Origin of the sequence: Buttiauxella sp. WJP83, from assembly GCF_027594725.1 — a bacterium.
Taxonomy (GTDB): Bacteria; Pseudomonadota; Gammaproteobacteria; order Enterobacterales; family Enterobacteriaceae; genus Buttiauxella; species Buttiauxella selenatireducens.
On record NZ_CP110080.1, the window covers coordinates 2,360,598 to 2,386,445 of the forward strand.

Below are 25,848 nucleotides of genomic sequence, written 5' to 3' on the forward strand. Positions count from 1 at the left end.
AATAGATCGATTCCCTCTCCTGTGGGAGAGGGTTAGGGTGAGGGCATCAACGCCCTCACCGATAAAATTAACGCCCCAGATAAACCTCAATCACCTGCTCATTGGCCTGCACTTCACGCAGCGATCCTTGAGCCAGCACCTGCCCCTGATGCAGCACCGTCACGTGGTCGGCAATGGTTTCCACAAAACCCATATCGTGTTCCACCACCATCAACGAATGCTTGCCTGCCAGACCGCGAAACAGCTCGGCGGTATACTCCGTTTCCGCATCCGTCATCCCTGCCGCCGGTTCATCCAGCAACAGTAAATGCGGCTCCTGGACCAGCAACATACCGATTTCCAGAAACTGTTTTTGCCCGTGAGAAAGCAAACCGGCTTTGCGATGACGTTCAGCGCCGAGGCGCAAAGTGGTGAGCATTTCATCAATACGGTCGCGCTGTTCAGAATTGAGTTTTGCCCGCAGGCTCGCCCACACGGATTTATCAGCTTTCTGCGCAATTTCCAGATTCTCGAACACCGTCAGTGCCTCAAAAACTGTGGGTTTTTGGAATTTTCGCCCAATGCCGCGTTTGGCGATCTCAGCAGGTTCCAGACGCATAAGGTCGGTCGATTGATCATAAAACGCCCTGCCACTTTGTGGCCTGGTTTTGCCGGTAATCACATCCATCAGCGTGGTTTTCCCGGCACCATTCGGGCCAATCACGCAGCGCAGCTCACCGACGCCGATATTGAGCGACAAATCCGTTAGCGCCTTGAAGCCATCAAAACTGACATTAATGTTTTCCAGCATCAGTACCGGATCGGTTTGGTCACGATAACGGTCTGCTTCATGTTGCCGGGTAAAAAGCGGTTCGCCGGGTTGCATTATTTTTCTCCCTTACGCAGCAGACCAATCACGCCACGCGGCAAAAACAGCGTAACGACGATAAATATCAGCCCCAGAAAAAGCTGCCAGTACTCCGGCACCGCCATGGTGAAGTAGCTTTTCGCGCCGTTAACTAAACCCGCGCCGAGGATCGGGCCGATCAACGTACCGCGCCCGCCCAGTGCCACCCAGATTGCCGCTTCGATGGAGTTGGTCGGTGACATTTCGCCAGGGTTGATAATGCCCACCTGCGGCACATACAACGCACCCGCCAGGCCGCATAGCACGGCGGACAACGTCCACACCAGCAGTTTGAAACCACGCGGGTCGTACCCACAAAACACCAGGCGGTTTTCAGCATCGCGCACGGCGGTGAGCACGCGGCCAAACTTGCTGCGCGCCAGAGCAAACCCAACCCCCAGGCTTGCGATCAGCAATAAAACCGTGGCGATAAACAAACCAATACGCGTGCTCGTCGCCGTAATGGGCATGCCCAGCATCGTGGTAAATCCGGTAAACCCGTTATTGCCGCCAAAGCCCGTTTCGTTACGAAAGAACAGCAACATTCCGGCGTAGGTCAACGCCTGGGTCATAATCGAGAAGTAAACCCCTTTGATTTTTGAGCGAAACGCGAAGAAGCCGAACACCAAAGCCAGCAAACCCGGCACCAGCACAATCAACGCCAGCGCCCAGGCAAAATGTTGTGTTCCCCACCAGAACCACGGCAGTTGATCCCAGGAAAGAAACGACATAAACGCGGGAAGCCCGTCACCTGCGGCCTGGCGCATCAGGTACATGCCCATCGCATAACCGCCGAGGGCGAAGAAAATACCGTGGCCAAGAGAAAGCAAACCGGCATATCCCCACACTAAATCCAGCGCAATGGCGACCACCGCGTAGCATAAGATTTTGCCGATCAGCGTCAACGTGTAAGTCGAAAGGCTCAGCTGATGGCTGGCGGGCAGTAGCGTCAGAAAGGGCAATGTCAGCATCAACACCACAATTAGCGACCCCAGCACGGCAGATATTCGCGGCGCTTTGCGGGTCAGGGTTAACGTCAGCGGTTGGCTCATCAGTCGATAACCCTCCCTTTCAGCGCGAACAGGCCTTGAGGTCGCTTCTGGATAAACAGAATGATCAGCACAAGGATGAGGATTTTGCCCAGCACCGCACCAATTTGCGGTTCCAGTATCTTGTTAAAGATACCCAATCCGAAGGCTGCGGCGACCGTGCCCGCCAGTTGCCCAACACCGCCCAGCACCACCACCAGGAAGGAATCAATGATGTAACCTTGCCCAAGTTCCGGCCCGACGTTGCCGAGTTGGGAAAGCGCCACACCGCCAAGCCCGGCAATCCCGGAACCAAGGCCAAACGCCAGCATATCCACGCGTCCGGTTGGCACACCGCAACAGGCGGCCATCGCGCGGTTTTGCGTGACAGCTCGCACATTCATTCCCAGACGGGTTTTATTCAGTAGCAACCAGGTAAACAGCAACACCAGCATCACGAAGCCAATCACCACCAGGCGGTTCCACGGCAAAATCAGGTTTGGCAATACCTGCACGCCACCAGAAAGCCACGCGGGATTCGCCACTTCCATGTTTTGCGCACCAAAGATCATGCGAACTATCTGGATAAGCATCAGGCTAATTCCCCAGGTTGCCAGCAGCGTTTCCAGCGGGCGACCATAAAGATGGCGAATCACGGTGCGTTCAAGCGCCATGCCAATCCCCGCTGTAATCGTAAATGCGACGGGCAGCGCCACAATCGGGTATATCGTTAGCCACGCCGGGGCGTACTGCTGGAATGCGGTTTGCACCAGCCATGCGGAATACGCTCCCAACATCAACATTTCGCCATGCGCCATATTGATAACGCCGAGCAAACCGTAGGTGATCGCAAGGCCCAGTGCGGCTAGCAGCAAAATTGACCCTAGCGAAAGCCCCATAAATGCCTGCCCAAGGATCTCGCCAAGCATTAAACGATGCTGGATTTTTTGCAGCCCTTCGGTGGCGGCTTTGCGAACCTGCACATCGGGTTCGGATTGCGCGTCGGTCAGCGGTTTTAACAGCGCCTGGGTATCGGGATCCGTTGAATGACTCAGTAATTCCACCGCATTCAGGCGCACGTTGGCATCAAGGCTTGCGAGCTGGAGGCGGGCAATCGCACCTTCTAAAGCCGTGCGCACATCGTCGTTTCTTTCGACATTAATCCTTTGTTCTAAAAGCGGCAGGAGATCGGGTTGTGCATCGCGCTGTAACGCCTGCGCTGCTTGCAAACGCTGAGTGACGTTGTCACTTATCAATTGATGACTGGCAAGTGCGCTGCCTGCCAGAATGCGCAGACGGTTAGTCAGACGGACCTTTTTCACCTCACCCATTGGCGTCTTGACTTCACCCAACGGCGTCAGCGTCATGCCATTTTGCAAAAAAGCATGATGCTGTGGGTCAATCACCAGGCTTTCTTGCGCAAGCGAGCTAAGCAGTGGGAGGCGCTTTGCATCCGGTGCTTTCGCCCAGCTTTGCAGTAGTTTGGCCTGCTGCGTGCGGTTTGCCGCCGCAAAATCTTCAGCCTCTCCGGCGCGGGCGAAAAACGGCAGCAGCCAGGCGATGAAAAACAGCCAGCGTGCAAGTTTCATGGGCGTCTCCTTTGGTTTCCCCTCACCCCAACCCTCTCCCAAAGGAGAGGGGAAACCAGAATTCTCCTTCTCCCTCAGGGAGAAGGCTGGGATGAGGATGGTTCAGACTTAATTACTCGCCATTTTCACCGGTTCGTCAGACTTATTGTCGTTGCCTGTGATGAACGGGCTCCATGGCTGCGCGCGGACCGGTGCATCGGTCTGCCACACCACATTGAACTGACCGTTACCTTCGATTTCGCCAATCATCACCGGTTTATGCAGATGGTGGTTGGTGGCATCCATGGTTAACGTAAAGCCAGACGGAGCTTTGAAGGTTTGCCCTGCCATCGCCGCACGGACTTTGTCGACATCCGTGGTTCCTGCTTTTTCCACCGCTTGCGCCCACATATGAATCCCGACATAAGTCGCTTCCATCGGGTCATTAGTGACCACCGTGTCAGCGTTCGGCAGCTTGTGCGCTTTGGCATACGCCTTCCACTCGGCGACAAACGCTTTGTTGGTTGGGTTTTCGACCGACTCGAAGTAGTTCCACGCAGCCAGGTTGCCGACTAACGGTTTGGTGTCGATGCCACGTAGCTCTTCTTCACCCACTGAGAACGCCACCACGGGCACATCAGTCGCTTTCAGGCCTTGGTTTGCCAGCTCCTTGTAGAAAGGCACGTTGGAATCGCCATTGATAGTTGAGATCACCGCTGTTTTACCGCCTGCGGAGAACTTCTTGATATTGGCAACGATGGTCTGGTAATCGCTGTAACCAAACGGGGTATAAACTTCTTCGATATCTTTATCCTGCACCCCTTTGGAATGCAGGAACGCTCGCAGGATTTTGTTGGTGGTGCGCGGATAAACGTAATCCGTGCCCAACAGGAAGTAGCGTTTCGCCGCCCCGCCGTCTTCGCTCATCAGGTATTCCACCGCCGGGATTGCCTGCTGATTAGGAGCCGCACCGGTATAGAACACGTTTGGCGACATCTCTTCGCCTTCGTATTGCACCGGATAGAACAGCAGTCCGTTCAGCTCTTCAAAGACCGGCAACACCGATTTGCGCGATACCGAAGTCCAACAGCCGAACACCACCGCCGCTTTATCCTGGCTTAATAACTGGCGTGCTTTTTCAGCAAACAGCGGCCAGTTAGAGGCTGGGTCAACCACCACCGGTTCAAGCTGTTTCCCCAATACACCGCCTTTGGCGTTAATGTCAGCGATGGTCATCAACGCTACATCTTTGAGCGGCGTTTCCGAGATAGCCATGGTGCCGGACAGCGAGTGCATGATGCCCACTTTAATCGTGTCGGCAGCCTGCGCATTGAAAGCCAAACCCATGCTGATTACAGACGCGGACAGCGCAAAAACTTTAATGAAAGTACGACGTTGCATAAGCCTGACTCCTGATAATGGTTTGTTTTCATAGAATTAAGGTTTTCTCCTTCTCCTGGGGGAGAAGGCTGGGATGAGGGCGTCCAATGTTCGGCCTCACACCGCGTCCAACCACAACAACGCATCACCTGGCCCAACCGGACGACCCTGTTGGCAACTGATGCGGATAACGGTGCCGTCGCAGGGTGCCGCGACCATCAGCTCCATCTTCATGGCTTCAACCACAATCAGCGGCTCGCCCTGCTTCACGACTTGTCCTGGTTCAACAAGAATCTTCCAGATATTGCCGTTCAGATCGGCACTCACCAGATGGCCTTCCTGATCTTCAATCACCTCTTGTCCCGCAAGCATCGCGCTCTCAACAGCAGCACTTTCCTGCTCTTTCCAGAGCGCCACTTCGCTGTCAAACGCCCGTTTCTGACGGACGCGGAAATCCGCGATGTCATCGGCGTTATCGTCAAGGAATTGCTGGTATTCGACGAAATCGAACTCCACTTCTTCAACGCGCACTTGTGCGCGTCCTTCGCGGAAGGCGCTGCGGAACTCGGTTAGCTCCATTTCTGTCACCGGATAGAAACGCACCTGGTCGAAGAACTTCAGCAGCCAGGGTTCATCACCAAACTGATCGTTCTTGAGGAAAGTGTTCCAGATCGGCAACGTGCGCCCGACTAACTGGTATCCGCCGGGTGAATCCATGCCGTAGATGCACATGTACATACCGCCAATGCCGACGGTGCCTTCGGCAGTCCAGGTACGGGCCGGGTTGTATTTAGAGCTGAGTAGACGGTGGCGTGGGTCAAGAGGCACAGCGCATGGCGCGCCGAGATAGACGTCCCCCAACCCGAGAATCAAATAGCTGGCGTCGAAGATGATCCGTTTTACTTCGTCGCGGTTGGCTAACCCATTGGTACGTTGAATGAAATCGACGTTATTCGGCAACCACGGCGCATCGGCGCGTACCGTTTCTTTGTAACGCTCAACGGCGGCAAGCGTAGCGCTGTCTTCAAAAGCCATAGGCAAATGGACAATACGCGATGGAATTTTGAGTTGGGTGACATCCCCCAACTGCTTTTCCAGGCTCAGCAGTAACGTCAGCAGTTGCGCCTGCGAAATATGCTGGCTGTCATAACGCACCTGAAGCGATCTAACTCCAGGGGAAAGCTCTTCAATGCCCGACACCGCGCTCTTTTGAATCGCTTTCATCAGCAGATAAATCCGCAGGCGCAGGGCCAAATCCAGCACATTGTCGCCGTACTCAATCAACACGTAGTTATCACCCGCCTGGCGATAAACCACGGCGGGCAAACCGCCAGCCGCGGCTAATTCTGCGAGGATTGCCGCACTTGAAGTGGTCCCTGGCGTAATTGACGGATGCAAATCCGGCAACGTCAGAACGTGCAGCAAATTAGTGACCGCCACGTCCTGGGCGATTTCCAGCGACTGAGCGTGTTCAAACGTAATCGCATGGAAACGGATGCGGTCGCCAGGCTTCACCTGCCCGACTTTCCAAAGCTCCGCTTTGGCGATCGTCACCGGGCAAACGAACCCGCCCAGGCTTGGGCCATCGCGCGTCAGGATCACAGGAAAATCGCCGGTAAAATTCACCGCGCCAATCGCGTATTCACAGTCGTGAACGTTCGAAGGATGCAGCCCAGCTTCGCCGCCGTCAGCACGTGTCCACGCAGGTTTCGGGCCAACCAGACGCACGCCAAGGCGGTTTGAGTTGTAGTGAACCTGCCACTCGGCATCAAAAAAAGTCTGCATGGATTCTGGGGTAAAGAAGTCCGGCGCGCCGTGCGGCCCGTACAACACGCCAATTTCCCAGACATCGCTGTATTGCGGGATAACCGCAGGCTCTGGCGTTTGCGGCAACGAAATCGGTGCCGGTGTGGTGCAGGCTGGTAAACAAGGTTGGGAAATCGCCAGAACATCCGCCACGCGTAACGTTCGCCCCGCATGACCACCAAACTGTCCAAGGGCAAACGTCGAACGGCTGCCGAGATAAACTGGCACATCCAGCCCGTTACGCACCGCCAGATAGGTACGACAACCGGAAGTCGCGCGCCCCAGCGTCAGTGTCTGCTCCGCTTTAACGATAATCGGCTGCCAGTACGCAACCACCTCATCATCAAGTGTTGCCGGGCAATCAGCCCCGGTTAAAGCGATAATCGCGTCACTGTGGAAACGAAGTGTCGGCCCTTGCAGAGTAAATTCAAGCCCGGCGGCTGACGGATGGTTGCCGACAATGCGGTTTGCCAGGCGGAAGGCAAAGTCGTCCATTGGGCCGGAGGGTGGCACGCCAATGTCCCAATAACCCAGACGACCAGGGCTATCCTGCACGCTACTCCAGGTTCCGGGGTCCAGCACCTCAATGGCATGCGCCTGATAGACAACGCTGTCCAGTAAACGTGTCCACATGACTCCGGCTTTAAATTCCGCCAGCTGTACGATTTGACGCAGGTAATCCAGATTGGTGGCGATACCATGCAAACGCGTGGCCGCCAGTGCCGTGTTCAGTTTACTTAACGCCTGCTGGCGGTCTTCGCCATAAACGATCACTTTGGCGATCAACGGATCGTAGAATGCGCTGACTTCGCTGCCGGTCGTCACCCAACCATCGACGCGAACATCGTCCGGGAAGCACACATCCGTCAACACGCCGGGACTCGGCTGGAAGTTTTTCAGCGCATCTTCAGCATAAATGCGCACTTCAATGGACGCGCCTTTCGGCGGCTGCACCATGCGCTGCCAGTCAGGAGTCACGCCCGAGGCAACATTCACCATGCACTCGATAAGATCCAGCCCGGTGACAATTTCAGTCACCGGATGCTCCACCTGCAACCGGGTATTCACTTCGAGGAAATAGAAAGCGTCACGCGCGGCATCGTAAATAAACTCAACCGTTCCCGCGCTGCGATAATTCACCGATTCGCCGAGCGCAACCGCAGCGGCATGAATCGCTTCGCGAGTGGCCTGCGGCAAGTTGGGGGCCGGAGTTTCTTCAACGACTTTTTGGTTGCGGCGTTGCAGGGAACAATCGCGTTCCCCTAACGCCACCACTTTGCCTTTACCGTCGCCAAAAATTTGGACTTCGAGATGACGGGCACGATCGACAAAACGCTCGATAAACACGCCATCATCGCTGAAAAACTGCTGCCCCATACGTTTTACGCTCGACCAGGCGTCAATCAAGCTTGCTTCATCTTCACAGCGCGTTAGCCCAATTCCCCCGCCGCCCGCGGTGGTTTTCAGCATCACTGGATAACCGATTTCCGCCGCCGCGAGCTGCGCCTCTTTGAGTGTCTGCAACAGGCCCGTGCCCGGCGTCATCGGCACGTTGGCTTTAAACGCCAGTTCGCGTGCGCGATGTTTCAGGCCAAAATCACGGATTTGCTCGGCGGTCGGGCCGATGAAAACCAGGCCATTGTCCTCACAGGCTTGCGCAAACTCGGCGCGTTCAGATAAAAACCCGTAGCCTGGAAATATCGCCTGTGCGCCGCTGGCTTTTGCTGCTGCAATAATCTTTTCGATGTCGAGATAGCTTTCCGCCGCCCTTTCGCCACCCAGCGCGATGGCGATGTCGGCATCCACCACATGCTGAGCGTTGGCGTCCGGTTCGGAATAAACCGCTACGCTGGCGATGCCCATTTTCTTCAACGTTTTAATGGCGCGAACGGCGATTTCACCGCGGTTTGCTATCAATACCGAGCTCAACATAATTCCTCCTCAGGCGCTGTGGTGACGGGCAAGCCAGGCTTTCCAGCCGCCCCACGCGGTGATATCCGTGGCATCCAGTAGTGCTTCTGGTTCGCAAATAAACCCTTTCACGCTCTCACCGTTTTCAAGCACCAACGTGCCGATCCCAAGCGGTGCGGGGATTTCCGCAACAAACTCACCAAACCGCGCCAGGGGGATATCCCACAGTTCAACCGCAATCGGCAGCCCTTCGGCGTGACGCACAAGGCCCGGTTTTGGTGGTTGGGTGTTGGCTAATGCATAAAGGCGGTAATGCGCAGCGGTGCGGGTTTCTTCGATAAACACCGCATTTCGCGAGGTGAGCTGGTGGTTAAGCGGCATTTCGCGCAGGTGCGCGCCTACGACCGCAACGCGAACGTGATTTGTTGAAGCTTTTGCGGTGTTGCTCGCAGAAAGGGTTTTGCCGGTCGCACCCAACTGTATGTTCAGCGCCTGTTGCCAGCTTTTGCCGAAGTGACTCAGCGCCTGGTCGTGCCATGCAGGGGCGATAAGCGTGATACCCGCAGGCAAACCGTCATTACGGAAATCACCCGGTAACGCAAGTGCGCAGAGATCGGCCAGATTAGTGAAGTTGGTGTAAGTGCCAAATTGCGAGTTATATCGCACGGGGTGCTGGGCCATCTCAGCCAGGGTATGAATCGTTGGTGAAGTCGGCACCAGTAGCGCATCGAACTCACGCAACTGGTCATTAATTTTTTGTGCCAGTTCAGCGCGAGTATATTCCGCCTGCCAGGCGTCACACGCCGTGTAGTTCAGGCCGTTTGCCACAATGCCGCGCACGGTCGGGTCCATGGCTTCCGGCTGGTTTTTAAAAATATCCCCTATCGCCACGGTGCGCTCAGCCACCCACGCGCCGTTATACAACTGCTCAGCGAGCTGGTTGAAGGCACTAAAATCAATCGATACCAGTTCCACACCTTGCTGTTGTATACGCCCCAGCGTTTTGACGAATGCCATCTGACTTTGTCTATCACCAAAAAACTCAAGCGTATCGGGAACGGCAAATCGCGGTTTTTCGCGAAAACGCGCCGGAGCCGTCTGCGGGTTAGTGCGTGAATAGGGATCTTGTGGATCGTAACCTCCCGCTACGGCCACAACGGTTTCCGCGTCCTCAACGGTTAATGCGAATACCGATACGCAGTCATTCAGGCGGCAAGCGGGAACCACTCCCATGGTAGAAACCCAGCCTTTGGTCGGTTTCAGGCCAACAATATTGTTAAAACCCGCCGGTACTCGCCCGGAACCTGCGGTATCCGTTCCCAGAGAGAAACAAACCAGCCCACGAGCCACCACCGAGGCAGAACCCGAGCTTGAGCCACCGCTCACATACTCAGGATTGAAGGTGTTTTCGACTGCACCAAAGGGTGAACGCGTGCCGACAAGCCCGGTGGCAAATTGATCGAGGTTCGTTTTACCCACGACAATCGCACCTGCGGCTTTCAGACGGGCAATGACGGTTGCGTCTTTGCCCGGTTGATATGTAAAAGCAGGACACCCCGCGCTGGTTGGCATTCCGGCAACATCAATATTGTCTTTCGCCGCAAAGGGAACACCTAATAAAGCAAAGTCGCTCGCTTGTTTTTCGCCTGAATTAATCGCCTGAAAAATTGTGGTTAATTGCGCATAGATTTCGTCATGCGATGCGATATAAATCCAGGCGTTATCGTCACGGGATAAATCTGCATCTAATTGCTGATATGCCGCCACAAGTTGTTGTGGTTGCTGGCGGTAATGGGTGACCCATTCAGACAAAGTTGATACTGGCATAAACTCGCATCCCATCTGGTATACATGATGAGAGGGATAAAGCATTTACCATGCCAGTTATTTAATTCATTGTTATTCCAAAAGATAAAAGTAGATATAATATTTTCTTATCTTATTTCGCACTGTTTAAGCGCGTAACCCCACTTTGTTTAATTATTATGGTGCAAGGGGTAATTCCTGAAGAATTACCCCTCTCTGAAACAGATTTATTTCCCCAAGCCGTTATTTAATCCGCTTCCCTACTTCATCAATAACGTTTTCACCGTCTTCCTTCACAAAGCTCTCTTTTTATAGTTGTGTCACGACGACGGGGGGATCAATCAGAATGGGGTGAGCAATGCCAAATTCTGGCACTTTAATGCCCTGACAATGTTTTCAGAATATCCTCCGGTTTTACGTTACCCAGAAAGACCACTGGTGGGGTCTTGAGAACCAGCATTGCAGGTGTAGCCTGTACACCAAGACGATCTGAAAGTGCCGATTGTTCCTCAATCAAATGCACACATTCCGGTGTGCTGTCATTTTCTGGCAAAAATCCTTTCATTGCGTTTTGCAGACTTTTTTTCGGATCTGAAGCGCACCATACCCGGGACATATCTTCAATGACACTATCGCGGATACTTTGGGGAGCGGCCGTCAGAAATGACATTGTCAGTCCTGCATCAGTATAGGATTTCACATTTTTAAGCACATCAGAGCAGTACCCACACTGGTTTTCGATAAACACCACAATATGATATTTCTCAGTCGCAGCCTGATACGTTATGGGTTTGAGCGCCGGGAGATGTTGTATGACATTCTGGACATCTTCTTCAGGCGTTGAGGCGAACACCGCAACGGGTAAAGCCAGCGCTGCTGCCAGAAAAAATGCTGTCGTCTTCACATATCGTTGAATCATAATTTATCCCTAAATATTAATTATTTAACAGCTGTTCATGCCTGCGAGGAGGAGAAGGAATACATCACCGTATCTGCTTCACGCACGGGAAGGGATCCACTGAAAGAGAGCCATTTATATGGGAAAGCGGCAAACTCTCAACATAAGATCCCTCTTTTATGTTTTTGCAAAAAGTGCTGTTTTACTATTACACGAACGATATCCACAGGAAAGATAAGCTTTTGTCTACATTTACACTTCTCGTTGTATTACAAGAAGATTTGAGGGTGACCTTTGCTCGCCATTTTGGTTTCGTGTGAACGAAATCAGGGCGTCGATGAATACAGTTATTGACGACCCACAATCAGTCATCTGTGGCAAAATCTAAAGCAAGAGTTCATTTAACGCTGGGCTGGATGATAAACCGCAGGAAACGAGGACAACATCCAGAGAAGGTAATGCTGGCAATTTTTCTTAGTTTAAGATTGTCTATCTGCGCACCAGGGCGCTTACGCCCCTGAAATTAATTCTTTATTCCTTTGAGTGAAATATGACAACGAACCCGTTTTATCCAATAGGTACACCAGGGCAACCCTGGAGCGAACTTGAAAAGCAACAGTGGCGACAGAGTCAGACACGTTACAGATTCTATAAGAACGATGTCTTAGACGTACTCGACCATCTGAAACACCGTTATGAGATCGTTCAATATGGCGAATTGCATTACGGCGATGATATTTACCCGTTGAAGGCAGTTAAATCACAAGACTGGGACGATAATCTGCCTGTCGCACTCATTACCGGTGGTGTTCACGGTTACGAAACCAGCGGTGTTATGGGAGCGCTGGGCTTTTTATCAGAATGTCAGAATGAGTATGCGGGTAAAGTCAATCTGCTGGTTGCCCCTTGTGTCAGCCCTTGGGCATATGAGCGTATTGCACGGTGGAACTACAATGCTGTTGACCCTAACAGGCAATTTTACCCTGAAGGGAAAGCGGAAGAATCCCTGGCATTGATGGCGTTCATCTCTTCGCTGAAAGCTCGGTTTATCGTACACGTCGATTTACATGAAACGACGGATTCGGACGAAAATGAGTTCCGCCCTGCTCTGGCCGCCAGAGACGGGATTGAGTTTGTACCAGGGACTATCCCTGATGGCTTTTATCTGGTCAGTGACGAACAAAATTCAAGACTGGACTTCCAGCGTGCAATCATTTCCGCTGTCGAAGAAGTGACACATATTGCCCCTTCAGATGATGATGGTTCTATGTTTGGGTACCCGGTGGCGAGCCACGGTATTGTTGAATATGACAATAACGCCTACCATTTATGCGCGACGATGACTGACGCACCCTTTACGACGACAACAGAAGTTTATCCCGACAGCGCTGCAACCTCTCCTGAGGAATGTATCCGGGCGCAAATTGTTACTGTCCGCCGGGCGATTGAATTCGCTTTATCAAACTGATTCATTAGACCGGGTGTCTATCGCCCGGTCTGTTCTTATCGCGCCACTGCAATTATTCGCGAGAATAAGAATTAAAAAAATACATTAAACTTCCAGAACCATAGAGGGCTATAAACTCATCCCTCTTCGCCTATTTTGACAATCCTCGCTAAGCCGCAGCACTAACGGGCACATCCTTGTGTATCTGTGTGCCAGGCTGACTGTGTTTTTTTATCAAGCAAGTAGCCTTAGCAAGCCCGTTGGCTTAAGCGGAAGAATGAGGAGAACTTAATGATCACTTTATGCAAAACCTGCGGTACATCCTATGAGATAACCGATACCCATCCAGAGCATTGCAATATCTGCGAAGATGAACGCCAGTACATCCCCATTACTGGGCAGGAATGGGTCGATTTCTCCGCTCATTGTGCTTCGCACACAAACAAGTGGAAATATCATGACAGCTCTCTCCTCAGCATCCGCACCGTTCCTGATTTTGCGATTGATCAGCGGGCATTTATTCTGCGTACCCCGGAGGGCAATATTCTGTGGGACTGTATTGCGACGCTTGACGAGGCTACGAAAATGCTAATAACTTCCCTGGGTGGGCTTAAGGCCATCGCGATATCGCATCCTCATTACTACACCGCCATGCAAGATTGGGCTGAAGAGTTCAACGCCCCGATTTACCTTCATGCCAGTGACAGTCAGTGGGTAATGCGCAACAGCCCCTGGATCACTTTTTGGGAAGGCGACACCCTTGAGCTGACCCGTGACGTTAGTGTGATACGTCTTGGTGGGCACTTTGCTGGCGGCTGTGTTCTGCACTGGGCGCGAGATGAAGGTGTGGTGCTTTCAGGCGACATCGTTCAGGTTACCCCTGGTGCGCATGCCGTCTCCTTTATGTGGAGCTACCCCAATTTGCTGCCATTGCCAGCCACAACGGTCAGTGACATTACCCGGCGCTTGAGTACGGTGAAATTTAAGAAACTCTACGGCGCGTTTGAAGGAAAAGATATTACTGAAAATGCCGATGATATCGTGCGTCGTTCAGGCGAAAAATATATTTCCTGCCTCAGATAAACGGGCAGGAAATAATCCCTGGCGTATGGCTGTGCCTGAAAAATACCTACTTAAAGAATCATCCTTATTTCTGGTTAGCAGTCAATAATGTCCACTTCTGGCATTGTGCTAATGGTAGCGAGGAGCGAAACCGGTTCCGCTGCCATCCGAAACGGCATTTATGTCCAGGCTATTTTTTTCGAAATAGAAAATTAGCGGCTGCCGTCAGAACTCCGATCAAAGGCATGGATCCTGCACCGGCAAGGAAGTTATGGTGATCTATGCGTTTTTCCCTGCGGATATCAGCAAAACGGGTAAGCGCGTGTTTTTCATCATTGGCCCTGACCTCTTCAAATTGTTTTTCATAACCCTGAGCCGTGAGTTGCGAGGCTTCGTCCACGTCCGAGCTTTCAAGTACAACGATTTGCTTACCTTTTTTATAAAAACAGTAATCTGGCATTTGGTGCTCCATATGGAGGAGGACATGATTAGGTAATATATCCGGCCTGATTTAATTCTTGTACACATCTGCATGTGTATTTTAGTTAATCGGCGTTCACAAATTATTGGCTCGTTTCCAGTAAACGCCTGAAATAGTCTTAAGTTAAGTTCAAAGCGAAAATCTGACATTCTAACACCATAAAAATGGTCGATTGTACAAAGCCAGCGACCATTCTTTTCCTTTCGAAATACATAGGTTGCGCGACGTGTTGTTTCAGTATTTCCACGAAGGCCCTCGGAAAGTTAAGGACTGTGTAGCTACTAAGTTTTATGACTGTTTGCTTTTGCGCTCACCTGTCTCCCGAACACCCCATGCAACTTTGAATGAGTCAATTCAAAGTATTTTTACGGTGTTATCTAACCAGTCAGGAAGATTTTCCCTGTACCAGTTGAGATAAATTGGAAAGGCAGCTTTTTGTCGCTCATCAAGCAGCGTAATCACCTCAGTAACAATCCATGCTTTGGTAATGGCAATTTCTCTCGCTAAATCATTGAGTTTGTAATGAGAAGAAATACGACAATAGCGTTCTGCAAGATCGATAAATGTTTCCTTACTTCCCATTCCCTTTGTGAGTGGGGCCAGGTCTATAGCTGGGCTCCCTGTTCCGAACCTTTCCCAATCGAAAAGCACTAAATCGCCGTTATCTCTTTTTCCCCAGTTGCCAGCATTGCTATCGCCAGAAACCAGACATTGGTTATAAAACAGGACATGACTACAGCATTGAAAGCGTCTTAACAGTTGCGCTGTTTTGTTCGGTAATGCCAAAAGAATGAGCGATTTTTCAAGCGCTGACTCTGCCCATGAATGATGGTGGTAACGCCATTCAAAATTTGCAGGATAACGATGTAAACGCCCCAGTATCGCCAATACGTCATCTCCAGCCACAGCACTCTGATCAACCGGATTGGGGATATATTCCAGTCTTAACTTGCGCAAGTTTGGATCGGCAAATATCAGCTGAGGGGTGGCGATCCCTTCCTGATTAAGCTCATCAGCAGTGTGTTGATAAAAAGCGAACTCAACGTCGCCGACAGGAAATTTGTCGATAACCCGATGACCCTCGTAATCAATATTAAGCGCCACTGTGGCTATGCCCATTTTGGATAATTCCCGAGTAGACATACAATATCCCTTTAGAATTAGCGTGTTGGTTTTTACTTCAACCTTAGAGTGTAGCGCGGATTGGAAGCCATGCTGACGACTCTGCGCCCCACCAGACCAATAGCCCGATTCGTCAGCCAGCCTAAAATTCGTTATCATCCGCTCCCATTCTGAATCCGGGTTGCCTGATGTCTTCGATTATCGATACCTTTATCGCTCCACCGTGCCAAGAGCTCATCGAGATTCTTTATCAGGACGATCACCTGGTGCTTATTAATAAACCCGCCGGGTTGCTCAGCCTCTCGGGGAAAAACCCGCAAAACCTTGACTCAGTGCATCATCGGCTGGTGCAGATATTCCCCGGCTGCACTCTGGTCCACCGGCTTGATTTCGGTACTTCCGGGCTGATGGTGATTGCCCGCAATAAAGCGATCAATGCAGCCCTTTGCCAACAGTTCAGCCAGCGCGCAGTGACCAAAGTGTACAGCGCACTGCTCTGCGGGCATCTTGACGAAAACGAAGGGGTGATAGATGCCGCAATTGCCAAAGATCCTGCGCTGTTTCCACTGATGTCAATTTGCGCAATCAACGGCAAGCCCGCTCGCTCCGGCTATCAGGTCGTTGAGCGCTTTTATCATGAGTTAGAAGACGGGACGTTACTGCCATTGACGCGGGTACAGCTCACCCCGGAAACCGGACGCACTCATCAACTCCGCATCCACTGTCAGCAGTTGGGCCACCCTATTTTGGGCTGCGATCTGTATGGCGGTCGCTTGTTGCCAGGAACCGAACAAACTCAACGGCTGATGCTACACGCCAGCGAGCTGCACTTTGTGCATCCTGTTAGCGAAGAATGGGTCAAGGCGCGTAATACCAGCCCGTTTTGACTTAAAAATATTATTACGGTGCCGGGCGGAGTCGCCCGGCATTATTGCTTAAATGATCGTGCCGCCTTTGGTTAAATCATCACGGCGTTGCTCGGCTTCCGCTTTGTGATGATGACCTTTTTGCGCGATAGCAATGCGCAAACGTTGCTGCTGGGTGAAACGATCTTCGCGACTCAATTCGGCATCGTCGCTCAAAACAATCAGCAACTGATTCATATGCTCAATGACATTTTCGGCAATCGCCGCGTCTACGCGAGCGGTAACGTCTTCAAGATGTGTCATAATTTCCTCCTTACTTTTCGTATCGCTACCCTATCGTTTTCAGGCCAGGAATCAAACTTTCTGTCCATGCTTTTTACAAAACGATTCTAAAGCATGGGCCAATGCTGAAGGATTTTCCCATGACATAGAATGTCCACAGTTTGGTAATACCATGGTTTGGATGCCCAGGTTCTGCACTTGCGTGAAATCTGTATCGGGTAATGATTGTTCACCAAATAAAAGCGCTGTCGGTTGTTTCAGTCGGGAAAATATATCTAGCCAATGATTCCCTTTAATCAGGCTTGCTGCACCGCGCCATACCGCCCAGGGAGCGGCGATGGCCAAACTCCCCGCCCATGGCCCGCTTTCTTCGTTAACCATAGCGTGGTGAGTTGTTGAGATGTAATCCGCTTCCGTGACACTGCAAATCTGTTTACTGAAAAATCCGCCCCCAGGATGGAAATTCGGCTCCGAGACCATCAAACCACATAAACCCTCACCCAGATATTGTGAAGCCTCAATGCAAATACTGCCGCCCATGCTGTGGCCATAAAGGAAATATTTTTCCAGATTCAGATGAGCGATTAACTCTGCAACCACTTGCGCCTGTTCTTTAATCGAATAGCCATAATCCATTGGTTTTTCACTGTATCCGAAACCCGGCAGATCAATCAGAATCGCCCTTCTCCCCGCAAAATGTTTATCGGTAACGACTCGTGGATACTCATAGGACGAGGCACATCCGAGTCCATGGACAAATACTAAGGGCGTTCCGGTTCCTGGTAGATCCAGCCAACGGACATGGCAGTGAGCCTTTGCAGAGAAAAAAGTTTCCATTTATCACTCCTTCGATACCAGACAAAAAAAACTGGCCGAAGCCAGCTTTGACGAACAGGGTAAATGATTAATTCAATTTCGCTTTCGAGAAATCGCTACCGTTGGTAGTTACCGTGTAACCCGTCACATTGCTGCGGGTCGCGTAGAAGGTTTTACCGTTTGCCAGTGGGATCCACGGCGCTTGCTCATAAAACACCTCTTGCGCCTGCTCGTAAAGTTTGGCGCGAACCGCTGGATCGCTGGTTAATTTCGCTTTCTGCGTCAGCGCATCGTACTGTTTGTCGCACCAACGCGCGGCGTTTGAACCACTCTCGATACTGCCGCAACCGAGCAGTGTATCCGCGAAGTTATCCGGATCACCGTTATCGCTCATCCAGCCAAACAGTGCGGAGGAGTGTTCGCCTTTGCGCATGCCGGACAGATATTCGCCCCACTCGAAGGTGACGATTTTCGCGTTCACACCGACTTTCGCCCAGTCATTCTGAATCATCTCAGCGATGCGGCGTGAGTTCGGGTTATAAGGACGTTGCACCGGCATCGACCACAAATCGGTTTCGAATCCTTTCTCAAATCCGGCTTGTTTCAACAACGCTTTGGCTTTTTCTGGATCGTAACTTCGATCGCTAAGATCTTTATTAAAACCTAGCATTGCTGGCGGAATAGGTGATTTTGCTACGGTGCCGGAGCCCATAAACACCGCATTAATAATCGCCTGTTTATCAACGGCATAATTCAGCGCCTGGCGCACCAGCACGTTATCAAACGGTTTTTTCGTGGTGTTAAACGCCAGGTAACCGACGTTCAGGCCGTCGACGGTATGCAACTGGAGGTCTTTGTTGGCTTTGATAGCTTCAAACTGGACCGGTGCTGGAGCCGGGATGATCTGGCATTCGTTCTTCTGCAGTTTCGCCATACGGGTCTGCACATTTGGCGTGATGGAGAAGATCAGGTGTTTGGTTGGCACCTCGCCATTCCAGTAATTCGGGTTCGCCACGTAACGAATCAACGAATCGACTTTGTATTCCTGCAACGCATACGGGCCGGTGCCAATAGGTGCGGTATCCACCTTTTCAGGCGTCCCCGCTTTTAGCATTGCGTCGGCATATTCCGCCGACAGAATCGAGGCGAAATCCATTCCCCAGTCGGCAAGGAATGCCGCATTAGGTTCGCTCAGAGTGAACTGGACGTGATTGTCATCGATTTTCTTCACCTCAGTGATGAGCTTATCGAACCCCACATCATTGAAGTATTCGTAATTGGCTTTCGAGACATTGTGATATGGATTTTTAGGGTCTTTCTGACGCATCACCGAGAAAACGACGTCGTCTGCGTTAAAATCGCGCGTCGGTTTAAATTCTTTATTACTGTTGAATTTCACACCTTTACGCAGAGTAAACGTATAGGTTTTGCCATCCTTACTGATGTCCCAGGACGTTGCCAACGACGGCACCGGCACGTTATCGCTCGGGCGGAATTCTACCAGGCGGTTGTACAGCGTTTGCGAGCTGGCAACAAACGTGGGGCCGGAGCTGGCGATTTGCGGATTGAAGGATTCAGGAGAGGCTTCTGAACAGTAAACTAACGTGTTATTCGCGGCAGCGAAGGCGGTTGTTGCGGGTAATAAAAAACTACTGAGCAACAGCGCGAGAAGTGTTTTCCCTGTCGACATATTTTTGCCTTTTGATGGATTTTTTCACAGGCCGACTGCGAACAGCGCCAGTCGACAAAACCTTTTTAGTGCAATCATCACAACATAGCCCATCGGAGCTGACAAATAACAAACCGCTATCATGTTATTCAAATTTGGCCGAATTTGCTCATTTCGGCAGCAAGTGCGCCACAAACCGCTGCAAAGTGAGTCGCACAAAACCTGATCCCCCCCAATGACTTAAGTGCAATCCGTCGATAATTAGAAAAAATACCCGTCTCTTCCACCGTTTACTTGCAGAAAGTTTACGTAAAGTGGCAAGCGTGAAGATGGCTCAAGTTGAGCTGAAAACAGCAGGATTGATGACGTGGCAAAAACATTATTGCGCAGCGGATGCCTTGATGACTTCCTTTCGCTTGGCGAAAACGGGCAGACGGTGTTCGACTCAGCACTACAAATTCGCGAAACGTTACGCTTACGCAAACAGCAGGCTGTGGTCGACAGTCTGGCGATACCTCAGCCAAATGATGAGGGTGACAGAGTCGACTGGTATGCGCCTTTTGAAGGCAACGTCGTTAGTTGGGCGGCTGCAAGCGACGAACAACGTAAAAAAGCTCTGCGCTATCTTGATAACGCCCAGGCCAACGTCGCGTCGTTAATTCAGCGCTGCCAGCAGGCTGAAAAAACCGCTATCCAACTGTTTGGTTCATTACTCGCCAATGCGTTGCAGTTCCCTGGCAGCCAGCATGTGTATCTTGTTGACGGCAAACCGGTGCTCACGTTTTGGGGCTTTGTGAACCTCAACAGTGGTGCCCGAACTGATGCGCTGGATTGTTTGCGCATCAATGAAGAACACGAACCGGTTATCGAGTTCCTGGCAGAACCACCACCCGCCGCACCACCGGTCATCATACTTAGCGAACCAGATGAGCCGCTCTATAGCGTTGCACCACCGGTTGTTGCAGCACCGGCTAATGAACCACCGCAGGTGCAAGACCCTGCTCCTGAAATCGTGCCTCACGTGCTGCCAGTGAAAAAATCCAGGCGTTGGTTGCTGCCCGTCGCAGCCATGATTGTTGCCTGCATCGCCGCCCCACTCACTTATTACCAGGTATCGGCATCGCACGCAGAACCTTTAGCTCAGGTTGCAGCCGAAGTTAAACCACAGCCAATCGCCCCTGCTGTGATCCAGGCGGAACCCGTAAGCCAGGCTTCGACCCTGCCCGTCAGCCAGGCAGCGGTAGTAGAAACACCTGTAGCGCAGCCAGAACCCGTCGCGGTTGTCACCACGCCGCCTGCCGACATCCCTAAAGGCGCGATGATTTTACCTGCTGATGCATTGAAACTCGGCTCCACCAAATTCCTTAACGGCACCTGGCGTGTGGTCATCAACGTTAAAGACTCCATCACCGGCAAGCCGCCAACGCTGCGTTATCAAATTGCCAATAACAAAGGCACTGTGCGTCTGGTGCATGGCGACAGCATTGTGTGCAAAGCGGAGGTGTTTTCGGGATTGATGCAGTCCGGCACGCTGATGATCAAAACCCGTGGCAATGCGCGCTGTAGCGATGGTTCGCGTTACCCGTTACCTGAAATTTCCTGCAATGCGGGTGTCAGCGATGTGGCGGAATGCACCGGGCGCTACGAGGGCGACACCGTGGTTCCTGTGACGTTTAAAAAAGTGAGTGATTAATCCATGTTTGCCACCCTGTATCCCTATAAGCCGAGCGTGACGCTCATAAAAGACAGCGGCATTCAGTTTCTGGATTTCGGCCTTGCCCCACAACCAAACGCGCCGCACACCGGTCGCTTTGTGCGTAAAACGGCGAATGGCCCGCTGCTTCGTCTTGATTACGACGTGGTGCCTGGCAAATTTACCCTGCCTGGCAGCCAGGGTGCGGCTCCCGAAGTCGTCAAACCTGAAAGCACCATTACGCTCGGCCATTCGCTGAAACTGCTGGATAAAACCTGGCTTCCGTTGCCTTTCCTGCGCTTTAACCCACCGCGTACTTTTGTGGGCGGCCCGGATAACTGGGCGCGAGTACACATTCGGTGTCTTGGAACGCCCGATCCCGCAGGCAACACCGTGCGCATTACTCTGGCGCTGGATACCAAAATTCTTGCCGACGATAACCCTGCCGCACATCTGGCGCCGACGCAAAGCGATGTGCGTAACGGCGCTCGCTTTGCGCTGGCCTGGCAAAACGAAGAAATTAACGACTTTATCGACCAGACCTGGGTTGATGGCTGGCTGCGCGAAGTGTTCACGCAGTTCGCTTCACGCCATGAATCACGCAGCGAGCGCGAGATCAGTAACGCACTGAAAACCTTTGAGTATCAGGCGCACTATCTCAATATCATCGAGATGCTCGGCGCACAGCTTGCGGTGCCTGAGGTCAAAATAGTCACGGCGACATTGCAATCCCCGGCCATTCCCGTTGATTTAGTTTTGGACGTGGGCAACACACACACCTGCGGCGTATTAATCGAAGATCACGGTGAAGCGAATGACGGCCTGCGCCAAACCGCCGAGTTGCAAATTCGCTCGCTGAGCGAACCGCAAACCATTAATGAAGCGATGTTCACCAGCCGCCTCGAGTTCTCCGAAGCTAAATTCGGCAAGCAGCACTTCTCGGTCGAAAGTGGCCGCGACGACGCGTTTGTCTGGCCGTCGATTGCGCGTGTCGGTGATGAAGCCCGTAGCATGGCTTCTGCCCGTTTAGGCACTGAAGGAGCCAGCGGTATTTCCAGCCCTCGCCGATACTTGTGGGATGAAACCCCTGCCAACCAGGACTGGCGCTTTAGCCAGATGGGGGTGAAAACACAACGCGAACCGCTGGCAACCGCGTATCCATTGATGAATCTGATGAATGATGACGGACAGCCGCTTTATTCGCTACCGTTAGAAGAAAGGCTGCCGGTTTTTTCGCCGCAATACAGTCGCAGTTCGTTGATGACCTTGATGCTGTGCGAGCTACTGGCGCAGGCACTGATGCAAATCAACAGCGTTGGCTCACGCCAAAGCATGGGCCATATCAATGCTCCACGTCAGTTGCGCACTCTTATCCTCACACTGCCTTCGGCGATGCCAAAACAAGAGCGTGAAATCTTCCGCCAGCGTATGCAGGAAGCAGTTGGTCTGGTGTGGAAAGCAATGGAATGGCACCCGACAGACGACGGTTTTAGCAACGATCGAGATTTCCAGAAAAGCGTGGTTCCGGTACCCGATGTGCAGATGGAATGGGACGAAGCGACTTGTGGGCAACTGGTGTGGCTGTATAACGAAGCGTTGGTTAACTATGCCGGACAGAGCGGTAACTTCTTCAAAAGCCTTGCCCGTCCTGACCGCAAATTAGCCGCCGATGAGCCCCCAGGGAAAACCTTGCGTGTCGCCTCGATTGATATTGGCGGGGGCACGACGGATATGGCCATCACGCAATATCATCTGGATGACGGCGTCGGCAGCAATGTGAAAATCACCCCGCGTTTGCTGTTCCGCGAAGGCTTTAAAGTCGCGGGTGACGACATTCTGCTGGATGTTATCCAGCGTTGCGTGCTCCCCGCGCTACAGGCGCAAATCCATCAGGCGGGTGTTGCGGACAGCACAGGATTAATGACCACGCTGTTTGGTGAGTCCGGGCGCATGGACACCCGCGGCACACTGCGTCAGCAAACCGCGCTGCAACTGTTTATCCCGCTGGGCCATGCGGTGTTGTCGTGTTGGGAAAACAGCGATCCTGATGACCGCCACGCCATGCTGGAAGCGACCTTTGGCGAGCTGTTAACCCAGCGCCCAACGGATAACGTGATTAACTATGTGCAACAGGCCGTACAGCATGCGCTGCCTGCCGACGCGCCCGCGTTTGATTTATTCAGCGTACCGCTACATGTTGAATTAGCTGATTTGCAAGACGCGCTGCTCGCCGGACATTTTACGCTCACCGCACCGCTGCAAGCGCTGTGTGAAGTGATCACCCACTACTGTTGCGATGTGTTATTGGTCACCGGGCGACCAGGCTGTTTGCCCGGCGTTCAGGCGCTATTACGCTACCAACAACCGGTGCCGGTAAACCGCATTGTCTGGCTGGATAACTATCAGACTCATGAATGGTATCCGTTTAGCCAACAAGGCCGCATCGGCAACCCAAAATCGACGGCGGCCGTGGGGGCGATGCTGTGCAGCCTGGCGATGGATTTACGCCTGCCTGGCTTTAACTTTAAAGCGTCTGATATTCAGGCTTACTCTACGGTGCGCTATCTGGGGATGCTGGATGGCAACAATACGCTGGTTGAGAAAAACATTTGGTATCGCGATATCGATCTCGACGACCCTAAATCTACGCTGGATACGCGCCTGCATTTCCCTCTGCGCGGCAATGCCTGTCTGGGATTCCGCCAGCTTGATGATGCGCGCTGGCCCGCCACGCCGTTGTACACCCTCGCGATAAACTCGCCGCAGTTGGCAAAAGCCATTGCCGGCGAAGGCGTGCTGAATGTGCGTTTACAGCAGACCCGTGAAGCTGATGCCTTTGTGCTGGCCGAAGCGTGGTTGCAGGATGGCAGCAAAGTGCCGCTCAACCAATTAAGTTTTAAATTGAATACGCTGGCTGGAAGCTATAGCGGTGCCAGCCATTACTGGATTGACAGCGGGAGCGTGTATCAAAAATGAATTCAACAACCTCAACGCTGCAACAGTTAGAAGATTGGGTACAGCAGACTCGTCTGTCGGTTCCGTTAGTGGATAACGAAGCCGACGGGCTATTGCAAAAATTGGCCGCCATTCAACAACGCCAGCATCAGATTGACCTACAGGCGGAGCAACCACTAACAATTGGGTTGTATGGCCACTCGGTGGCGGGTAAACATCACCTGCTCACCACACTGCTGGGCGATAACCACGAACGCATTGAGATTTTGCTCGGCGGGAAAGTGCTGGATTACCTGACACACATCAACCCCGGCCATGCGCCTGACGTTGCGGTGCGTTTTACCTGTCGCGAATTACCGGTCGCAGAACACTATCCCTTGCTGTTGACGCTGTATAACGCCTGCGAACTTGCCCAGCGCATGATTCGTCAGTATCACGCCGCGTCATCTGCTCGTTTTGCGCAACCGGAAGTTATCGCCGCAAAACTTAAAGAGTTACAGGTCAAACGGCTGGCACAACCGACACCAGGGATAACGCAACATCAGCTTTCTGACATTGCCCAGACTTATCATGAAGTCGTGCGCCGTCAGTACCATCTGGATAATGCGCTGTGGCAGCAAATGGCGGAACTGCTGCCATGGTTGAGCAGTGCTGACCAGGCTTCGTTGCTGGCACCGCTTTGGGGCGACAACGCGACACAAACCGCGCGCTGGCAGCAGCTTGTCGACATGCTCAATCACCTGGGCTGCACTCGTAAGATTTTGGCCCCGGCTAATTTGCTGGTCGATACCTTCTTGCTGCCGGTTGAAGGGTTCTTGTTCCCGACAACGCCGGACATGCAGGAAATCAGTGCCGACGTACTGGTGTGCCCGCTATTCAATCACGAAATCGGTACCCAGGTGAGCCTTGCACAGCATGATTTGCAGCAACTCTGCGCGGAAATCACCCTGACGCTTAACCATCCGCCGAAGCTTGCGCAGGTCGAGGTGGTGGATATTCCTCTCGAGCAACTCGACCATTACGGCAACGCTCTCCAGCCCGATAAACTCGTGGTGTGTAATGCCGCCTCCGTTCGACGAGAAGTGAACGCTGCCGGTAAAATGCTGGCACGTTGGGTGGATAAAACCCAGCCCAGCAACGCCACAACTCCGGGCTTAATTTGGGCGATTACACCGCGTGATGCTCGTTTTAGCGGAGCTAATCTGGATGAAGGTGTGCAACGTGTTATTGGCCTGCCGGGGAAACGTTGGGGCACGCTGCAAGCGCTGGACAGCCGCAATATGCACCGTTTGCTGGAGTGGCTTACGGACGCGCTGATTCCCGCGCAACGTACCCGTCGCATTGAGATGTTACACGCCGCGCTTAACACGCAAATCAACGATCTGTTCGCTCATCTTATCGAATGCGAAAACCTGACGCCGGAGCTCGCTCGTTCGCAGGCAGAAGATCTGGTGCGTACTCTGCAATCCCGCGCCGCCATTCATGGCGAACTGATCGCCAGCCTGTTGCCTGAGCGCCAGGTACTACAACAATGCTGGTTGAACCATCAGCAATTACGCAAACAACAACCCGCCGAGTTTAGCCTCGACATCGACCTGTTCGCGGACGAAGAGAGCCATACTGCACAAATCAGCGATGTCAGTAACTTCGCCAATACGGTGCATGTGTTGTGGGTTAATCATTTACGCCAGTTGGCAACACGCCGGGAAATTGCCCATCTTTCAGGCATCGACAATACTCAACTCCAGGCGCTGTGCCAGTTGCTGATTGTCGCCAGTTATCGACTGAAATTATCTCAGCAGCTCGACACGGTATTGCGTCAGGGAGATGGCAGCATGGCGCAGGAAATTACCTGCGTCTGCGCGGTGCTGGGTGATTTTGTCAGTTGGTTAGGATACGCACATATCGAACCCACGTTACGTCCCGCAAGCCGCGTCAATAAAGGCTCACCGGTATTTACTCAGCAAGCCCAGGCCAGCGCCAACACGCGGCTGGTTCGTTTAGGCGACCAACCTGCTCGCGGCAATACGCTGTATGTCTACGACTGGCTGGTTGCGCTGTATACCCGAGCGCTTGAGAACATCGGTTATCGTCACCCGCAGGATGTCAGTGCTGCCCAGAAATCGCAGTTAGTTGAGCTACTTGGGGAATAACCAGGCAGATGAGATTCTG

The 25,848-nt window shown here is 52.4% G+C and carries 18 protein-coding genes; 6 read left to right on the top strand and 12 right to left on the bottom strand.

Going from position 1 to position 25,848, the window contains the following annotated elements; all coding sequences use genetic code 11:
• Positions 1 to 67: 67 nt before the first annotated feature.
• The 7 genes from urtD to OH773_RS11020 all read right to left on the bottom strand — a co-directional run bounded on the left by urtD (position 68) and on the right by OH773_RS11020 (position 11,304).
• Entirely contained in the window at positions 68 to 865 is a 798-nt protein-coding gene (urtD, locus tag OH773_RS10990; RefSeq protein ID WP_270138553.1) for an urea ABC transporter ATP-binding protein UrtD, read from the bottom strand.
• Complete coding sequence (gene urtC / locus OH773_RS10995) at positions 865 to 1,938, bottom strand: urea ABC transporter permease subunit UrtC (protein ID WP_270138555.1); 1,074 nt, start codon at positions 1,936 to 1,938, stop codon at positions 865 to 867. The genes urtD and urtC overlap by 1 nt, the downstream gene beginning before the upstream one ends.
• On the bottom strand, positions 1,938 to 3,503 hold the full coding sequence (gene urtB, locus OH773_RS11000) for an urea ABC transporter permease subunit UrtB (protein WP_270138557.1): 1,566 nt from the start codon (positions 3,501 to 3,503) through the stop codon (positions 1,938 to 1,940). Before urtB ends, urtC begins: the two co-directional genes overlap by 1 nt.
• Positions 3,504 to 3,611: 108 nt before the next feature.
• Positions 3,612 to 4,883: an urea ABC transporter substrate-binding protein gene (urtA, locus tag OH773_RS11005; protein ID WP_270138559.1), complete on the bottom strand. Its 1,272-nt coding sequence runs from the start codon at positions 4,881 to 4,883 to the stop codon at positions 3,612 to 3,614.
• A 96-nt stretch (positions 4,884 to 4,979) separates the two neighbouring features.
• Positions 4,980 to 8,600: an urea carboxylase gene (uca, locus tag OH773_RS11010; RefSeq protein ID WP_270138561.1), complete on the bottom strand. Its 3,621-nt coding sequence runs from the start codon at positions 8,598 to 8,600 to the stop codon at positions 4,980 to 4,982.
• A 9-nt stretch (positions 8,601 to 8,609) separates the two neighbouring features.
• On the bottom strand, positions 8,610 to 10,406 hold the full coding sequence (atzF, locus tag OH773_RS11015) for an allophanate hydrolase (RefSeq protein ID WP_270138563.1): 1,797 nt from the start codon (positions 10,404 to 10,406) through the stop codon (positions 8,610 to 8,612).
• Positions 10,407 to 10,761: 355 nt separating this feature from the next.
• The gene (locus tag OH773_RS11020) at positions 10,762 to 11,304 is read right to left on the bottom strand and encodes a thioredoxin fold domain-containing protein (protein ID WP_270138565.1); all 543 of its coding nucleotides are present in this window, start codon (positions 11,302 to 11,304) and stop codon (positions 10,762 to 10,764) included.
• A 529-nt stretch (positions 11,305 to 11,833) separates the two neighbouring features.
• On the opposite strand from OH773_RS11020, the gene OH773_RS11025 reads away from it, so the two are divergent.
• Positions 11,834 to 12,751: a M14 family metallopeptidase gene (locus tag OH773_RS11025; RefSeq protein WP_270138567.1), complete on the top strand. Its 918-nt coding sequence runs from the start codon at positions 11,834 to 11,836 to the stop codon at positions 12,749 to 12,751.
• A 270-nt stretch (positions 12,752 to 13,021) separates the two neighbouring features.
• Complete coding sequence (locus OH773_RS11030) at positions 13,022 to 13,813, top strand: MBL fold metallo-hydrolase (protein ID WP_270138569.1); 792 nt, start codon at positions 13,022 to 13,024, stop codon at positions 13,811 to 13,813.
• A 169-nt stretch (positions 13,814 to 13,982) separates the two neighbouring features.
• On the opposite strand, the gene OH773_RS11035 is transcribed toward OH773_RS11030, so the two are convergent.
• Both OH773_RS11035 and OH773_RS11045 read right to left on the bottom strand, forming a co-directional pair.
• Entirely contained in the window at positions 13,983 to 14,252 is a 270-nt protein-coding gene (locus OH773_RS11035; RefSeq protein ID WP_270138571.1) for a hypothetical protein, read from the bottom strand.
• A 375-nt stretch (positions 14,253 to 14,627) separates the two neighbouring features.
• Positions 14,628 to 15,416: a phosphotransferase family protein gene (locus tag OH773_RS11045; RefSeq protein WP_270138573.1), complete on the bottom strand. Its 789-nt coding sequence runs from the start codon at positions 15,414 to 15,416 to the stop codon at positions 14,628 to 14,630.
• 167 nt (positions 15,417 to 15,583) lie between these two features.
• Here OH773_RS11045 and OH773_RS11050 point away from each other — a divergent pair, with 167 nt between their 5' ends.
• Complete coding sequence (locus OH773_RS11050) at positions 15,584 to 16,282, top strand: RluA family pseudouridine synthase (protein WP_270138575.1); 699 nt, start codon at positions 15,584 to 15,586, stop codon at positions 16,280 to 16,282.
• Positions 16,283 to 16,330: 48 nt separating this feature from the next.
• Here the strand turns inward: OH773_RS11050 and OH773_RS11055 are convergent, their stop codons facing one another.
• The 3 genes from OH773_RS11055 to OH773_RS11065 form a co-directional block, all read right to left on the bottom strand.
• Positions 16,331 to 16,564, bottom strand: coding sequence for a DUF2526 family protein (locus OH773_RS11055; protein WP_270138577.1), 234 nt, complete (start codon positions 16,562 to 16,564; stop codon positions 16,331 to 16,333).
• A 51-nt stretch (positions 16,565 to 16,615) separates the two neighbouring features.
• On the bottom strand, positions 16,616 to 17,380 hold the full coding sequence (locus tag OH773_RS11060) for an alpha/beta fold hydrolase (protein ID WP_270138579.1): 765 nt from the start codon (positions 17,378 to 17,380) through the stop codon (positions 16,616 to 16,618).
• 67 nt (positions 17,381 to 17,447) lie between these two features.
• Positions 17,448 to 19,049, bottom strand: coding sequence for an ABC transporter substrate-binding protein (locus tag OH773_RS11065; RefSeq protein ID WP_270138581.1), 1,602 nt, complete (start codon positions 19,047 to 19,049; stop codon positions 17,448 to 17,450).
• A gap of 346 nt (positions 19,050 to 19,395) precedes the next feature.
• On the opposite strand from OH773_RS11065, the gene OH773_RS11070 reads away from it, so the two are divergent.
• Genes OH773_RS11070 through OH773_RS11080 form a run of 3 tightly spaced genes read left to right on the top strand, consistent with a single transcriptional unit; the run spans position 19,396 to position 25,829 of the window.
• Positions 19,396 to 20,721 (top strand): SrfA family protein, encoded by a 1,326-nt coding sequence (locus tag OH773_RS11070; RefSeq protein WP_270138583.1) that lies wholly within the window; start codon positions 19,396 to 19,398, stop codon positions 20,719 to 20,721.
• Between the two features lie 3 nt (positions 20,722 to 20,724).
• Positions 20,725 to 23,697 (top strand): virulence factor SrfB, encoded by a 2,973-nt coding sequence (locus OH773_RS11075; protein WP_270138585.1) that lies wholly within the window; start codon positions 20,725 to 20,727, stop codon positions 23,695 to 23,697.
• Entirely contained in the window at positions 23,694 to 25,829 is a 2,136-nt protein-coding gene (locus tag OH773_RS11080; protein WP_270138587.1) for a virulence factor SrfC family protein, read from the top strand. The genes OH773_RS11075 and OH773_RS11080 overlap by 4 nt, the downstream gene beginning before the upstream one ends.
• Positions 25,830 to 25,848 lie beyond the last annotated feature (19 nt).

Bases quoted from the DNA above. Each gene is read 5' to 3' on its own strand.
- OH773_RS11060 (WP_270138579.1), bottom strand. From the start codon at position 17,380: ATGGAAACTTTTTTCTCTGCAAAGGCTCACTGCCATGTCCGTTGGCTG.
- urtD (WP_270138553.1), bottom strand. From the start codon at position 865: ATGCAACCCGGCGAACCGCTTTTTACCCGGCAACATGAAGCAGACCGT.
- OH773_RS11045 (WP_270138573.1), bottom strand. From the start codon at position 15,416: ATGTCTACTCGGGAATTATCCAAAATGGGCATAGCCACAGTGGCGCTT.
- OH773_RS11025 (WP_270138567.1), top strand. From the start codon at position 11,834: ATGACAACGAACCCGTTTTATCCAATAGGTACACCAGGGCAACCCTGG.
- atzF (WP_270138563.1), bottom strand. From the start codon at position 10,406: ATGCCAGTATCAACTTTGTCTGAATGGGTCACCCATTACCGCCAGCAA.
- OH773_RS11030 (WP_270138569.1), top strand. From the start codon at position 13,022: ATGATCACTTTATGCAAAACCTGCGGTACATCCTATGAGATAACCGAT.
- urtA (WP_270138559.1), bottom strand. From the start codon at position 4,883: ATGCAACGTCGTACTTTCATTAAAGTTTTTGCGCTGTCCGCGTCTGTA.
- OH773_RS11035 (WP_270138571.1), bottom strand. From the start codon at position 14,252: ATGCCAGATTACTGTTTTTATAAAAAAGGTAAGCAAATCGTTGTACTT.
- urtC (WP_270138555.1), bottom strand. From the start codon at position 1,938: ATGAGCCAACCGCTGACGTTAACCCTGACCCGCAAAGCGCCGCGAATA.
- urtB (WP_270138557.1), bottom strand. From the start codon at position 3,503: ATGAAACTTGCACGCTGGCTGTTTTTCATCGCCTGGCTGCTGCCGTTT.
- OH773_RS11065 (WP_270138581.1), bottom strand. From the start codon at position 19,049: ATGTCGACAGGGAAAACACTTCTCGCGCTGTTGCTCAGTAGTTTTTTA.
- OH773_RS11075 (WP_270138585.1), top strand. From the start codon at position 20,725: ATGTTTGCCACCCTGTATCCCTATAAGCCGAGCGTGACGCTCATAAAA.
- OH773_RS11080 (WP_270138587.1), top strand. From the start codon at position 23,694: ATGAATTCAACAACCTCAACGCTGCAACAGTTAGAAGATTGGGTACAG.
- OH773_RS11050 (WP_270138575.1), top strand. From the start codon at position 15,584: ATGTCTTCGATTATCGATACCTTTATCGCTCCACCGTGCCAAGAGCTC.
- uca (WP_270138561.1), bottom strand. From the start codon at position 8,600: ATGTTGAGCTCGGTATTGATAGCAAACCGCGGTGAAATCGCCGTTCGC.
- OH773_RS11020 (WP_270138565.1), bottom strand. From the start codon at position 11,304: ATGATTCAACGATATGTGAAGACGACAGCATTTTTTCTGGCAGCAGCG.
- OH773_RS11055 (WP_270138577.1), bottom strand. From the start codon at position 16,564: ATGACACATCTTGAAGACGTTACCGCTCGCGTAGACGCGGCGATTGCC.